9 protein-coding genes are annotated in these 13,326 nt (G+C 77.1%); 7 read left to right on the forward strand and 2 right to left on the reverse strand.

Translation table 11 applies throughout. From position 1 onward, the window contains the following. The first annotated feature begins 12 nt into the window (after positions 1-12). From ACIO5D_RS02685 to ACIO5D_RS02695, 3 genes are read left to right on the forward strand one after another with little or no spacing between them, the layout of a single operon-like run. Positions 13-7,551: a condensation domain-containing protein gene (locus ACIO5D_RS02685; protein WP_400793719.1), complete on the forward strand. Its 7,539-nt coding sequence runs from the start codon at positions 13-15 to the stop codon at positions 7,549-7,551. Further along, positions 7,548-7,751 (forward strand): MbtH family protein, encoded by a 204-nt coding sequence (locus ACIO5D_RS02690; RefSeq protein ID WP_363607599.1) that lies wholly within the window; start codon positions 7,548-7,550, stop codon positions 7,749-7,751. The genes ACIO5D_RS02685 and ACIO5D_RS02690 overlap by 4 nt, the downstream gene beginning before the upstream one ends. Next, positions 7,748-8,578: an alpha/beta fold hydrolase gene (locus tag ACIO5D_RS02695; RefSeq protein ID WP_363607598.1), complete on the forward strand. Its 831-nt coding sequence runs from the start codon at positions 7,748-7,750 to the stop codon at positions 8,576-8,578. Before ACIO5D_RS02690 ends, ACIO5D_RS02695 begins: the two co-directional genes overlap by 4 nt. Before the next feature lie 70 nt (positions 8,579-8,648). On the opposite strand, the gene ACIO5D_RS02700 is transcribed toward ACIO5D_RS02695, so the two are convergent. After that, positions 8,649-10,136, reverse strand: a complete 1,488-nt coding sequence (locus tag ACIO5D_RS02700; RefSeq protein WP_363608305.1) for an AMP-binding protein — start codon at positions 10,134-10,136, stop codon at positions 8,649-8,651. Beyond that, complete coding sequence (locus ACIO5D_RS02705) at positions 10,136-10,369, reverse strand: acyl carrier protein (RefSeq protein WP_363608303.1); 234 nt, start codon at positions 10,367-10,369, stop codon at positions 10,136-10,138. The genes ACIO5D_RS02700 and ACIO5D_RS02705 overlap by 1 nt, the downstream gene beginning before the upstream one ends. Before the next feature lie 257 nt (positions 10,370-10,626). Here ACIO5D_RS02705 and paaA point away from each other — a divergent pair, with 257 nt between their 5' ends. The 4 genes from paaA to paaD are packed head-to-tail and all read left to right on the forward strand — an operon-like array spanning position 10,627 to position 13,319. Further along, a complete protein-coding gene (paaA, locus tag ACIO5D_RS02710) occupies positions 10,627-11,706 on the forward strand; it encodes a 1,2-phenylacetyl-CoA epoxidase subunit PaaA (protein WP_400757072.1) in 1,080 nt (359 codons plus the stop codon). Next, on the forward strand, positions 11,703-12,014 hold the full coding sequence (gene paaB, locus ACIO5D_RS02715) for a 1,2-phenylacetyl-CoA epoxidase subunit PaaB (RefSeq protein ID WP_400793720.1): 312 nt from the start codon (positions 11,703-11,705) through the stop codon (positions 12,012-12,014). The genes paaA and paaB overlap by 4 nt, the downstream gene beginning before the upstream one ends. Continuing rightward, on the forward strand, positions 12,004-12,816 hold the full coding sequence (gene paaC, locus ACIO5D_RS02720; RefSeq protein ID WP_400793721.1) for a 1,2-phenylacetyl-CoA epoxidase subunit PaaC: 813 nt from the start codon (positions 12,004-12,006) through the stop codon (positions 12,814-12,816). The genes paaB and paaC overlap by 11 nt, the downstream gene beginning before the upstream one ends. After that, positions 12,813-13,319, forward strand: coding sequence for a 1,2-phenylacetyl-CoA epoxidase subunit PaaD (gene paaD, locus ACIO5D_RS02725; RefSeq protein ID WP_400652733.1), 507 nt, complete (start codon positions 12,813-12,815; stop codon positions 13,317-13,319). Before paaC ends, paaD begins: the two co-directional genes overlap by 4 nt. Positions 13,320-13,326: the final 7 nt, after the last annotated feature.

The following is a 13,326-nucleotide window of genomic DNA, read 5'->3' on the forward strand; positions in this document are numbered from 1 at the left end:
AGGAGCACCACGATGCCCAGCCCGACGGCCGGCCCCGACGGCCCGTCCGAGCCGCCCGCGACGGCGCAGCCCCTCACCTTCCCGGCGTCGTACGCCCAGGAACGGATGTGGTTCTTCTACCGGCTCGACGCGCGCAACGCCTTCTACAACGTCCCGCTGCTGCTGCGGCTGACCGGGGGCGCCCCGGACACCGGGGCGCTCGCCCGGGCGCTGGGCGACCTGGTGGACCGGCACGAGACGCTGCGCACCACCTTCGCCGACTCCGCCGAGGGTCTGCTCCAGGTGGTCGCCGACGGGCTGGAGCTGCCGCTGGCCACCGTCGACCTGACGGGCGTCGTCGCCGCCGGGGCGGACCTCGCCGCGGACCAGGAGCTGCGCGAGCGGCTGCTCGCGGAGGTCCGGCACCCGTTCGACCTGGAGCGGGGCCCGCTGTTGCGGCCCGTCCTGTTCCGTCTCGGGCCGGCCGACCACCTGCTGCTGGTCTGCGTGCACCACATCGTCATCGACGGCGTCTCGGCGGGCGTGTTCGTCCGCGAGTTCGCCGAGGCCTACCGGGCCAGGGTCACGGGCAGCGCGCCCGGCTGGCCCGCGCTGGAGATCCAGTACGGGGACTTCGCCGAATGGCAGCGCGAGCACCTGGCCGGCGAACCGCTCGCCGAAGGGCTCGCCTACTGGAGCGAACGCCTGGCCGGGGACCTGCCGGTGCTGCGGCTGCCCGCCGACCGGCCCCGGCCCGCCGAGCGCTCCTTCGCCGGCGACCGGCTGGACTTCGTTCTCCCGCCGGACCTCGCCGACGCCGTCAAACGGCTCGCCCGCGATCAGGGCGCCACCCTCTACATGGTGCTGCTGGCCGCGTTCGCCGCCCTGCTGCACCGCACCACGGGGCAGGACGACATCCTGGTCGGCACCCCCTCGGCCAACCGGGACAACGCCCAACTCGACCCGCTCATCGGTATGTTCGTCAACACCCTGCCGCTGCGCGTGGACGCCTCGGGCGATCCGGCCTTCGCCGCGCTGGTCCACCGGGTGCGGGAGGTGAGCCTCGGTGCCTTCGCCCACCAGCACATCCCGCTGGAGAAGATCGTCGAGGAGATCGCCCCGCAGCGCGACCCGGGCGGCAACCCGCTCTTCCAGGTCGTCTTCGCGCTGCAGAACTTCGACCGCCCGGAGATCGGGCTGCCGGGCCTGACCGTCACCCCGGCCACCGTCGCCGACTGGACCTGCCGGTTCGACCAGGAACTGCACCTGTGGGAGCAGGACGGCACCCTGCGCGGCACCCTCGTCTTCGCCACCGACCTGTTCGACCGCCGCACCGCCCGGCGCGCCACCGAGCGGCTGCGGCTGCTGCTGGAGGCCGTGACCGCCGATCCGGGCCTGCCGCTGTCCCGGCTGCCGCTGGCCGAGGACGCCGCCGACCCCGTGGGCTTCGTGGGCGTCACCGCCGCCGTGCCCGGCTACGACCGGGACGCCACCGTCACCGGGCGGTTCGCCGCCCGGGTGGCGGCCACCCCCGCGGCGACCGCGCTGCGCACCGGCCCGGCCGCCCTCACCTACCGGGACGCCGACGCCCGCGCCGACCGGCTGGCCCGGCGCCTGCGCGCGCGGGGCGTGACGCCCGGGAGCCGGGTCGCGCTCTGCTGCGGCCCCGGGGCCGACGGCGCCCTCGCGCTGCTCGCGGTCGTGCGGGCCGGGGCGGTCGGCGTCCCGCTCGACCCCGCCGACCCGCCGCAGCGGCTGACCGCCCTGCTCCGGCGGTCCGGCGCCGCCTTCGTCCTCACCGACGCGCCGCCCGGGACGGCCGGCGCGCTCGCCGCCCGCCCGGCGGCCGACGGCCCGGCACCCGTGGTCCTCGACCTCGCCGCCCTGGCCGGCCCCGACGCCCTGGACGCTGCCGCCCCGGCCGCCGACGCCCCGGCCGCGGACGACGCGCCCGTGCCGCTCACCGGGCGGCACCCGGCCGTCCTGCTCTGCGCCGAGGAACCGCCCGTCGCCGTCGACCACGCCGAACTCGTCCACCAGATCGACCAGTTGGCTGCCGCCGCCGGGCTCACCGCCGCCGACACCGTCCGGCGGTGGGCACCGCCCGGCACCGCCCGGTCGGTCTGGGAGACCCTGCTGCCGCTGCTCCACGGCGCCGCCCTGGCCGTCCCGGCGGGGGAAACCGAGGACGACGGGGCGAGCGTCGCCCTCGCCGTCGACCGCGACCTCGCCCGGCTCGCCGCGCAGCCCCTGCCCACCACCCTGCGCGCGGTGGTCCACACCGGCCGGGCGCTGACGCCCGACCAGACTGCCCGGTACCACGACGCGCTCGGCGCCGTCCTGCGCCCGACCCACACCACGGCCGCGACCGGCCCGCTCGCCGTCGCCGACCCCGGCCGCCCCGGCGCCCTGCGCCCCGTCCGCCCGCTGCGCGTCCTGGACGGGTACGGCCGGCCGGCGCCGCTCGGCGTGTCCGGCGCCGTCCACCTCGCCCCGGCCGCCGACGCCCCGCTCCCCGCCGGGCCGGCCGCCGCCGGCACGCCGACCGGCGACCTCGGCCGGCTCACCGAGGACGGCGACCTGGAGACCACCACCCGCACCCCGGGCCTGGCCCAGGTGGGCGACCACACCCTCCGGCTCGCCGCGCTCGCCCGGCGGATCAGGGAGCTGGAGCCCGTCCGCGACTGCGCCCTGGCCGTCCGCCACAGCACCGCGGGCGTCGCCGAACTGGTCGCCTACGTGGTGCCCACCCGCGACATCGGCGAGGAGTGGATCGTCCGCGCCGCGACCGGGGAACTGCCCGCGGCCCTGCCGCTCACCGCCGCCGTCCTGGTCTCCGACCTGCCGCGGACCCCGGGCGGCGCGCTCGACGAGGCGGCGCTGGCCCGGATCCCCGTCCTCGACGACGACCTGCTGGCCCGCTGGGAGGACCGCTGGCTGACCACCGCCGGCCGCGACCGGGCCGCCGTCTCGCGCGTCGCCCACCGGCCGTCCGGCGGTCCCGCCCGGCGCGTCCGCCCGCCCGGGCCCGCCCGGCCCCCGGTCCGCGCCGCCGACCAGGCCACCCCGGACCTCGCCACCCCGGAGCCGGCCACCCCCGACCGGGCCGCCCCGCCCTCGCTCAGCACCGGCGCCCCGCTGCGGCCCTACCCCGAGTCCACGCTCGGCGCCGTGCTCCGGCGCGTCGCCGGGGCCGCGCAGCCGTCCGGCCTGGAGTACCTCCGCCCCGACGGCACCACCGAGCGGCAGAGCTACCCCGAACTCCTCGACGAGGCGTCCCGGGTGATGGGCGCCCTGCGCGCCACCGGACTCCGGCCGGGCGACCGGGTGCTGCTCCAGCTCGCCGACAACCGGCACTTCGTCACCGGCTTCTGGGCCTGCGTGCTGGGCGGCTTCGTCGCCGTCCCGCTCGCCACGCCCCCGGCCGACCAGCCGGACGGCGCGGTCGCCACCCGGGCCGCCCACGCCTGGCGCTCCCTCGGCGAACCGCTCACCCTCACCGACCGCGCCCACGGCGCCACGCTCCCGGCCGACCGCCGCCGGGCCGTCATCGAGGACCTGCGCACCGGCCCGGCCGACGACGCGCCGCACCGGGCCCGCCCCGACGACCTGATCCTGCTGATGCTCACCTCCGGCAGCACCGGCACCCCCAAGGCCGTCCGGCTCTGCCACGACAACGTGCTCACCCACGCCGCCGCCTCCCGCCAGGCGCACGGACTCGGCCCCGCCGACACCGCCTTCAACTGGATGCCGCTGGACCACGTCGGCGGCGTGGTCATGTTCCACCTGGCCTTCCTGGCCGCCGGCGCCGCCCAGATCCACGCGCCCACCGCCTGGGTGCTCGCCGACCCGCTGCGCTGGATCGAGGCGCTGCACACCCGGCGGGCCACCGCGACCTGGGCCCCCAACTTCGCGTTCGGCCTGGTCAACGACCAGGCCGAACGGATCGCGGGGGAGCGGTGGGACCTCTCCGCGCTGCGCCTGGCGCTCAACGGCGGTGAGGCCGTGGTCGACCGGGTCGCCCGGCGCTTCGTCCGCCTGCTGGCCCCGCACGGCCTGCCCGCCGGGGCGATGCACCCGGTCTGGGGGATGTCCGAGACCTCCTCCGGAGAGGTCTCGGCCCCGCTCTCCGCGACGGCCGGGGCGACGGACGCCCCGACCGAGGTCGGCCGCCCCTACCCCGGCTTCGCGGTCCGGATCACCGACGACACCGACACCGTCGTCCCGGAGGGGACCGTCGGCCACCTCCAGGTCAGCGGCCCGGCCGTCACCCGCGGCTACGACGCCGACCCCGGGCAGAACCGCGAGGCGTTCACCGCCGACGGCTGGTTCCGCACCGGCGACCTCGCCCTGCTCAGGGACGGCGCGCTCACCCTCACCGGCCGGGCCAAGGACGTCGTCATCATCGGCGGCGTCAACCACCCCAGCCACGAGCTGGAGGCGATCGTCGAGGAACTCGACGACGTCCAGAGCTCGTTCACGGCCGCCTGCGCGGTGCGCGCCGAGGGCCGCGACAGCGACGAACTCGCGCTCTTCTACGTCCTCGCGCCCGGCGCCGACCCGGACGCCGCCGCCCGCCGCATCCGCGAGAAGGTGCTGCGCGAGGGCGGGGTCAACCCCGCCCACCTCGTCCCGCTGGACCGCGCGGACATCCCCAAGACGGAGATCGGCAAGATCCAGCGGACCAGGCTGCGCGCCCGCTTCGAGGCGGGGGAGTTCGCCACGACGGCCCTCGGCGACACCCTGCCGAACTGGTTCTTCCAGCCCGTCTGGCAGCCCGCCGCCCTCGTCCACCCGGCCGGGCCCGGGGCGGCCCGCCCCGGCGGACACACCCTGCTGGTCGCGGACGAGGCGGGGCCGGGCGAACGGCTCGCCGCCGCCCTGCGCGCCGAGGGCCACGACACCACCCTCGTCCGGCGCGCCCCGGCCGCCGGCCCCGGCCCGGCCGACGCCCCGCTGGCCACGCTCGACGCCACCGACCGCGCCCAGTGGGACGCCCTCCTGGACGCGATGCCGCCGCTCGGCCGGGTGGTCCACCTGACCACCGGCGCCCCCGACGACGGCCCCGGCGCCGACGGCGTCGAGGAGATCGCCCAGCTCGCGACGGCGCTCGCCGCCCGGCCCGACCGCTACGGCCCCGAACGGCCGGTGGCGCTGTACGTCGTCGCCGCCGACAGCGGGCGCGTCCTGGCCACCGACACCCCGGCCGCGCGCCGCGCCCCCGCCGTCGCCCTGGCGAAGAGCCTCGGCCAGGAACTGCCCTGGCTGCACACCCGGCACATCGACCTCGGCAGCCGTACGGCGCTCACCGCCCCCGGCCCGGACCAGGCGCTCCTCGCCCACCTCGTCGCCGAACTCGCCGCCCCCGCCGGGGACACCGAGGTCGCGCTGCGCCCCGGGCGGGGCCGCGCCCCCGCCCGCTGGGCGCGCCGGCTGCGGCGGCTGCCCGGCGGCGACCTCAAGGCCCCGGCCGCCCCGGTCTTCCGCGACGGCGGGCTCTACGTGATCAGCGGCGGCCTCGGCGGGGTCGCGGTCGAGGCCGCCCGCCACCTGCTCGCCGCCCACCCGGTCCGGCTGCTGCTGCTCGGCCGCACCCCGCTGCCGGCCCCCGCCGACCAGGACCGCCACCTCGCCGAGGGCGGCGAGCTCGCCCGCCGCCTCGCCGCCCACCGCGAGCTGAGCGCCGCCGGCGACATCGCCTACGCCGCCGTCGACATCACCGACGCCGACGCCGTCCGGGCCGTCGTCCGCACCGCCGAGCGCGCCTGGGACACCGAACTGGCGGGCGTGCTCCACCTGGCCGGGCACTTCGCCGAACGGCCGGTGACGGGGGAGACCCCCGAACAGCGCGCCGCCGTCCTGGCCCCGAAGATCCTCGGCGGCTGGGCCCTGCACCAACTGGTCGCCGACCGGCCCGGCGCGCTCTTCCTCTCCTTCTCCTCCGTCAACGGCCACTTCGGCGGCGCCGGGGTCGGCAGCTACGCGGCGGCCAACGCCTACCTCGACGCCCTCGCCGCCCACCAGCGCGACAACTGCGGCATCGACGGCCGCAGCCTGGCCTGGAGCATGTGGGACGAGCGCGGCATGAGCCGGGGCTACGCGATGCGCGAGCTGACCGAGGCCCGCGGCTACCGCATCCTCGGCGTCCGCGAGGCCCTGCGCTCGCTCGACACGGCCCTGTGCCACGACACCCCGCAGGTGCTGATCGGCCTCGACCCCGACGCGCCGTGGATCCGCGCCCAGACCCTCGCCCCGGTCCACCCGCTGCGCACCCCGGCCGCCCACGTCGAGACCGGACCCGCCCCGGCCGCGGGCGCCGCCCCGGACCCCGGCGGCGAACTCCCGGACCGCTACGGCACCCCCGTCGGCTGTGCCGCGCTGCCCGTCGCCGAACTGCCCAGGACCGCGGACGGCGCCATCGACCGCGACCGGCTCGCCCGCACGGGCCCGAGCCCGGACGCCGAGGACGGACCGGACCGGCCGGCCACCGCGACCGAACGCACCGTCGCCGGCATCTGGCGCGACCTGCTCCAGCACGACCGGATCGGCCTGCGCGACAACTTCTTCGAACTCGGCGGCCACTCCATCCTCGCCACCCAGATGCTCGGCCGGCTGCGCACCGCCCTGGGCGTCGACCTGACCGTGGCCGCGCTGTTCCGGAGCCCCACCGTCGAGGGCCTGGCCGCCCAGGCCGACGGGGCGGGCCCGGACGGCGGCGCCGACCCGGTGGCGGGCGGCATGCTCGACGTCCTGCTGCCGCTGCGCCCGGCCGGCTCGGGCACGCCGCTGTTCTGCGTCCACCCCGGCGCCGGGGTCGGCTGGCCGTACGCCGCCCTGCTCGGCGGCCTCGACCCGGACCGCCCGGTCTACGGCATCCAGGCCCGGGGCCTGCTGCCCGGCGAGCGGCCGGCCGGCTCGGTGCGGGAGATGGCCGACGACTACCTCCGGCAGATCAGGACCGTCCACCCGCACGGCCCGTTCCATCTGCTCGGCTGGTCCTTCGGCGGTCTGGTCGCCCACGAGATGGCCGTCCGGCTGCGGGCGGCGGGCGAGCCGACCGGGCTGCTGGCGATGCTCGACTGCCTCCCGATGGGCGCGCTGCCCGGACGGCCCCCGCTGCCCGCCGCCGAGGAGCTCGAACGCGTCCTGCTGGGCATCCTGCTCGCCTCCTCCGGCGCGGCCCGCCCGGCCGGCCCGGACGGCGGCCCGGACGACGCCCCGCCGGACCGGGCCGGGGTACTGGCCGTCCTCCAGCGCGAGGACAGCACGCTGCGCGGGCTGGACGACCGGGCGGTCTCGGCGCTGCTCGCCGTCATGGCCAACGACACCGCGCTCGGCTACGCCTTCGTGCCCGGCCACTACGACGGGGACGCGCTGTTCTTCCACGCCTCCGAGGGCACCGTCGGTGCCGGCCCGGAGACCGGGCCGTCCGCCCGGGCCTGGCGCCCGTACGTGGCCGGGCGGATCAGGGACCACGCCGTCGCGGGCGCGCACGGCGACATGCTGCGGCCCGAGGCGGCCGCCGACATCGCCCACCTCATCGAGACCGAACTGAAGGGAACACACCGGTGACGAACCCGTTCGAGGACCAGTCGGCCGACTACCTGGTGCTGGTCAACCAGGAGAACCAGCACTCGCTCTGGCCCGCCGCGCTCGCCGTGCCGGCCGGCTGGCGGACCGCGCACGGCCCGGCGGACCGCGCCGCCTGCGTCGCCCACGTCAACGAGCACTGGCTGGACCTGCGCCCGGCCGCGCCGGCCGGACCGCGATGAGGCGGCCCGACCCCGCCGGACCGGACTCGCCCACCGGGCGGGCCCGGTCCGGGCCGGACGCCGTCGACCCGGGCGCCGCCGGGCCCGCGGCCGAGCTGCTCCGGGTCCGCCGCCCGGCCGCACCGGAGCTGCGGCTGTTCGTGCTGCACCACGCCGGCGGCTCCCACGTGGGCTACCGGCCCTGGGCCCCGCTGCTGCCCCCGGAGTGGGAGGTGTGCCTGGTCGAGGCGCCGGGGCGGATCGGCCGGTCCGGGCCGCCCTGCCGCACGGCCGACGAGCTCGCCGGGGCGCTGCTGCGCGGGCTGTCCGGCGAACTCGACCGCCCGTACGCGCTGTTCGGCCACAGCATGGGCGCCATCGCCGCCTACGAGCTGACCCACGCGCTGCACCGGCGCGGGCTGCCGCTGCCCGAGTGGCTCGGCCTCTCCGGGCTCGCGGCGCCCGAGCACCACCCCCGGCGGGTCTCCGGCTTCGACCTCTCCGACGACGACCAGCTGCGGTCCGCCGTCGAGGCGATGGGCGGCACCCCGCGCGCGATCCTGGACGACCCGGAGTTCTGGCCGCTGCTGGCCCCCGTCCTGCGGGCCGACTTCGGACTCGTCGAGTGCTGGCGCCCGGACCTGGACCGGGAGCCGCTGCCCGTCCCGCTGGCGGTGTACGGCGGCGAACGGGACGAGGTCACCCCGCCGGGCCTGCTGCCCGGCTGGGCGGCCCGGACGACGCGCTTCCTGGGGACCAGGCTGCTGCCCGGCGCGCACTTCTACTTCCAGCCGGCCCCGACCCCGCTGCTGCGGCTGGTGGTCGAGGACGTCAGGGCCGCCCGCTGAGCCTGCGCGCCGAGTCCACGGCAAGGGGCCCCGTCGACGACGGGGCCCCTCACCGTGCACCACGGGCCCGTCAACCGGCCGTCCGCAGCAGCTTCTTGACGATCTTCCCGGCCGGGTTCCTCGGCACCTGCTCGATGAACTCGACCCGCCGGGGCCGCTTGTAGGGGGCCAGCAGCCCGGCCGCGTGCCGCAGCAGCTCGGCCGCGCCGACCTCGCCGTCGGCCACCACATAGGCCAGCGGCACCTCGCCGTAGTCCTCGTCCGGCACCCCGACCACCGCGACGTCGGCCACCCCGGGGTGGGAGCGCAGCGCCCGCTCGATCTCCGTCGGGTAGACGTTCTGCCCGGCCCGGATGATCAGGTCCTTGCTCCGGTCGACCAGGTGGATCCGGCCGTCCCGGTCGATGAACCCGAGGTCGCCGGTGAGGGTCCAGCCGTCGACGGTGATCTCGGCGGTGGCCTCGTCGTTGCCCCAGTACCCGCGCATCACGCCCGGCCCCCGGACGCCGATCTCGCCGATCTCGCCCGGCCCGGCCTCGCCGCCCCGGGCGTCCAGCACCCGCGCCGACATCCCGGGGATCACCCGGCCGCTCGGGATGATGTCGGGGATCCGGTCCAGCGGGGGGTGCTCCTCGGGGCCGAGGGTGACGAACGGACCCCCGACCTCGGTCATCCCGTACACCTGGCGGAAGCCGCAGCCCAGTTCCTCCAGCGCCTCGCCGTACACGTCGACCGGCATCGGCGCCGCGCCGTACAGGATCTCCCGCAGCGAGGAGAGGTCCGTGCCCTGCCGCGCCCCGGCCCGCAGGATGAAGCGCAGCATCTGCGGCACCAGCCAGACGTGCGTGGCGCGGTTCTCCTCGATGGCGGCGAGCGCGGTCTGCGGCTTGAAGCCCGGCATCAGCACCACGGTGGCCCCGGCGGCCAGGTACGTCAGCGAGACGACCACGCTCCCGTGGTACAGCGGGCAGCAGTTGACCAGCACCATGTCGTCCTCGGGCCGGGCGAGCGCCAGCCAGCCGAGCGCGATCGCGCGGAACGACGCGTGGTCCACCGTGACGCCCTTGGCCTGGCCGGTGGTGGCCGAGGTGTGCAGGATCGCGGCGAGCGCGTCGTCCGGCACGGCCGGCAGCCCGGGGGCACCGGCCCCGCCGTCGCCGTCGGCCAGCGCGGCGTACTCCGCGCCGTCCAGGGCGATCCGCAGCCGCACCGGCAGATCCGGGTGCCGGCCGAGCAGTTTCCCTTCGCCGACGATCGCCGCCGGCCCGGTGCGCTCGACGATCCCGCCGATCTCCGCGGTCGTCAGACTGTGGTTGAGCGGCACGAACAGGACGCCGATCCGGGCCAGCGCGAAGTACGTCTCCAGCACCTCGATCCGGTCCAGCGACAGGACCGCGACCCGGTCACCGGCCCGCAGACCCAGCCTGGCGAACCCGTGGGCGAGGCGCAGCGTCCGGTCGTGCAGCTCGCTCCAGGTCACCGAGCGCCGCTCGTCCACGAGGGCCCGGCGGTCCGGGTAGCACTGGCGGTTGCGCTCCAAGAGCTGGGTCAGCCACATCAGGCGGGACCGCCGTGCCCGGCCAGGAACCGCTCGTAGTCGGCGATCGTCGAGAGCCCCTCCAGGTCCCCGGCGGTCACCTCCGCCCCGGTGTGCTGTTCGATCAGCAGGACCAGGCGCACCATGTCGCCCGAGTCGATGCCGCTGGCGGTGAGATCGGCGGTGTCCTCGATCGCGTCGGCGAACTCCGGCAGGCCGGTCAGGTCGACCAGCATCTTTCGTACAGTGCTCATGCCCTGCCTCTCGTAGCGGTCCCGTGCGGGGCCTTGCCGCCCCCGGGCGTGTCTGACCCGCCCTTACAGAGGAGCGGTCGCGGCCTGACCAATCCCTGTCATGTCTGTGATCAGCATCACTGGCGCGGTTGTACGGCCGGGGGATGGAGCACCCCGCCCCGCTCCTCCTCTACCCGTGAAGGCACGCGCCGGGCCGTCGGCCGGAGCGTGCGTGCGACGAGGAGGAGCGAGGGGTGATCCGGGTGCGTTCAGGGCCCGTGGAGGAGGCCGGCCGGGCACCGGCCGGGCCGGCGCCGGACGACGGCGACGGCACCGCAGGACAGCGGCTGGAGGAGCACTTCGAGGCGCTGCTCGCCGCCGACGAGCGGATCGAACCGCGCGACTGGATGCCGCCCGGCTACCGGATGATGCTGCTGCGCCAGATCGCGCAGCACGCCCACTCCGAGATCATCGGCATGCAGCCGGAGGGCTCCTGGATCACCCGCGCGCCCTCGCTGCACCGCAAGGCCTCGCTGCTGGCCAAGGTGCAGGACGAGGCCGGGCACGGGCTCTACCTGTACGCGGCGGCGGAGACCCTGGGCGCCTCCCGCGAAGACCTGCTCGACGCCCTGCACCGCGGCCACCAGCGGTACGCCGCCACCTTCAACCACCCGGCCCTGACCTGGGCCGACACCGGCGCCATCGCCTGGCTGACGGACGGCGCGGCGGTGGTCAACCAGGCCCCGCTCTGCCACACCTCGTACGGCCCCTACGGCCGGGCCATGCGCCGGGTCTGCCAGGAGGAGGCCTTCCACGTCCGCCAGGGCTACGACGTCCTGTGGGCGCTCTGCCGGGGCACGGCCGGGCAGCGGGCGATGGCGCAGGACGCCGTCGACCGGTGGTGGCTGCCGGCCGTCGCGCTGATGTTCGGCCCGCCCGACACCGAGGCCGGCGGCCTGGACAGGCGCACCGCCGCCATCGGCGCCGGGGTCTCCCGCCGCTCGCTGGCCTGGGGCATCAAACGGCACACCAACGACGAGCTGCGCCAGCGGTTCGTCGACAACGCCGCCCCGCAGGCCGAGCGGCTGGGCGTGACCCTGCCCGACCCGGCGATCCGCTGGAACGAGGAGCGCGGGCACTACGACTTCAGCCCGATCGACTGGCAGCTGTTCCGGGACGCCCTCGGCGACGACTCGCAGTGCGCCCGGGCCCGGCTGGCCCACCGGGTCGCGGCGCACGAGAACGGCGCCTGGGTCCGCGCCGCGGTGGACGCCTACGCCGCCCGCCTCGACGAGGACGGCACCCTGCCGGACGCGGCGCGGCCCGAGGCCGCCGAACCGGCCGGGCGGCGGTCATGACGGCGGCGACGCGGGGGAGCGGACGGGTGCAGACGCCCTGGGAGGTGTTCATCAGGCCGCGCCGCGGCCTGTCCCACCAGCACGTGGGCTCGGTCCACGGCGCCGACGCCGACATGGCGCTCGCCAACGCCCGTGACCTGTACGTCCGCAGGGGCGACCCGGTGTCGATCTGGGTGGTGCGCAGCGACGCCGTCCGCGCCTCCTCGCCCGCCGAGAAGGACCCGCTGTTCAGCAACGCCGCCGACAAGCCGTACCGCTACCCGGAGCACTACGTCTCCCTCACCGAGGACGGCGCCCATGACGACTGACACCACACCGGCCCGCCCCGCCGCCCCGGGCCCCGCCCCCCACCCGGACCCCGACCCGGACCTGGCCGGCTACGCGCTGCGGCTCGGCGACGACGCCCTGGTGCTCTGCCAGCGGCTCTGCGGCTGGATCACCCGCGCCCCGACCATCGAGGAGGACCTGGCGCTCTCCAACATCGCGCTCGACCTCCTCGGCCACGCCCGCACCCTGCTCTCCTACAGCGGGCAGCGCGACGGCACCGGACGCGGCGACGACGACCTCGCCTACCGCCGCACCGAGCGCGAGTTCCGCCACGTGCTGCTGGTCGAACTGCCCGACCCGGACTTCGCCGCGACCGTCGTCCGCCAGCTGGTCTTCTCCCACTACGCCGGACTGCTCTACACCGCGCTCGCGGACTGCGCCGACCCCGTCCTGTCCGGCTTCGGCACCCGCGCCGCCGCCGAGGTCGAGTACCACCGGATGCACGCCGCGCAGTGGACCGTCCGGCTGGGCCGCGGCACCACCGAGAGCCGCCGCCGGATGACCACCGCCCTGGACGCGCTCTGGCCCTACACCGACGAACTGTTCGAGGAGGACGGGCCGAGCACCCGGCTCGACGCCGCCGGCACCGCCGTCGCCCCCGCCCGGCTGCGCGACGCCTGGCAGCGCGAGACGGCCGCCGTGCTCGCCACCGCGGGACTGGCCGTCCCCGCCCCCCGCTGGCGGGCCACCGGCGGACGGGCCGGCCTGCACACCGAGGCGTTCGCCCCGCTGCTCGCCGAGTTCCAGTCGGTCCACCGCCAGTACCCCGGCGGCACCTGGTGACCGCGCCGGCCACCCCGGCCGCGCCGGACCTCGACCGCGTCCGGGCCCGCGTCGCCACCGTCCCCGACCCGGAACTGCCGATGATCACGCTCGCCGACCTCGGTGTGATCCGCGCCGTCGGCCTGGCCCCCGACGGCGCGGTCGAGGTGGTCATCACCCCGACCTACCTCGGCTGCCCCGCGCTGCCCGCCATGACGGAGGCCATCCGGGAGGCCCTGGCCGACTGCGGCCACCCGGACGGCCGGGTCCGCCAGGAGCTCACCCCCGCCTGGACCACCGACGCGATCACCCCCGAGGGCCGCCGCCGGCTCGCCGAGCACGGCATCGTGCCCCCGGGCCCCGCCACCGCGCCCCTGCCGCTGCGCCTCGGCCTCGGCCTGCCCTGCCCCAACTGCGGCTCGGCCGCGACCAGGCCGCAGAGCCCGTTCGGCGCCACCCGCTGCCAGGCCGTGCTCGTCTGCACCGCCTGCCGGGAGACCTTCGCCCACCTGAAAGCGATGTGACGACCCG

The sequence above is a fragment of the Kitasatospora sp. NPDC087315 genome, assembly GCF_044744345.1.
Classification (GTDB): Bacteria; Actinomycetota; Actinomycetes; order Streptomycetales; family Streptomycetaceae; genus Kitasatospora.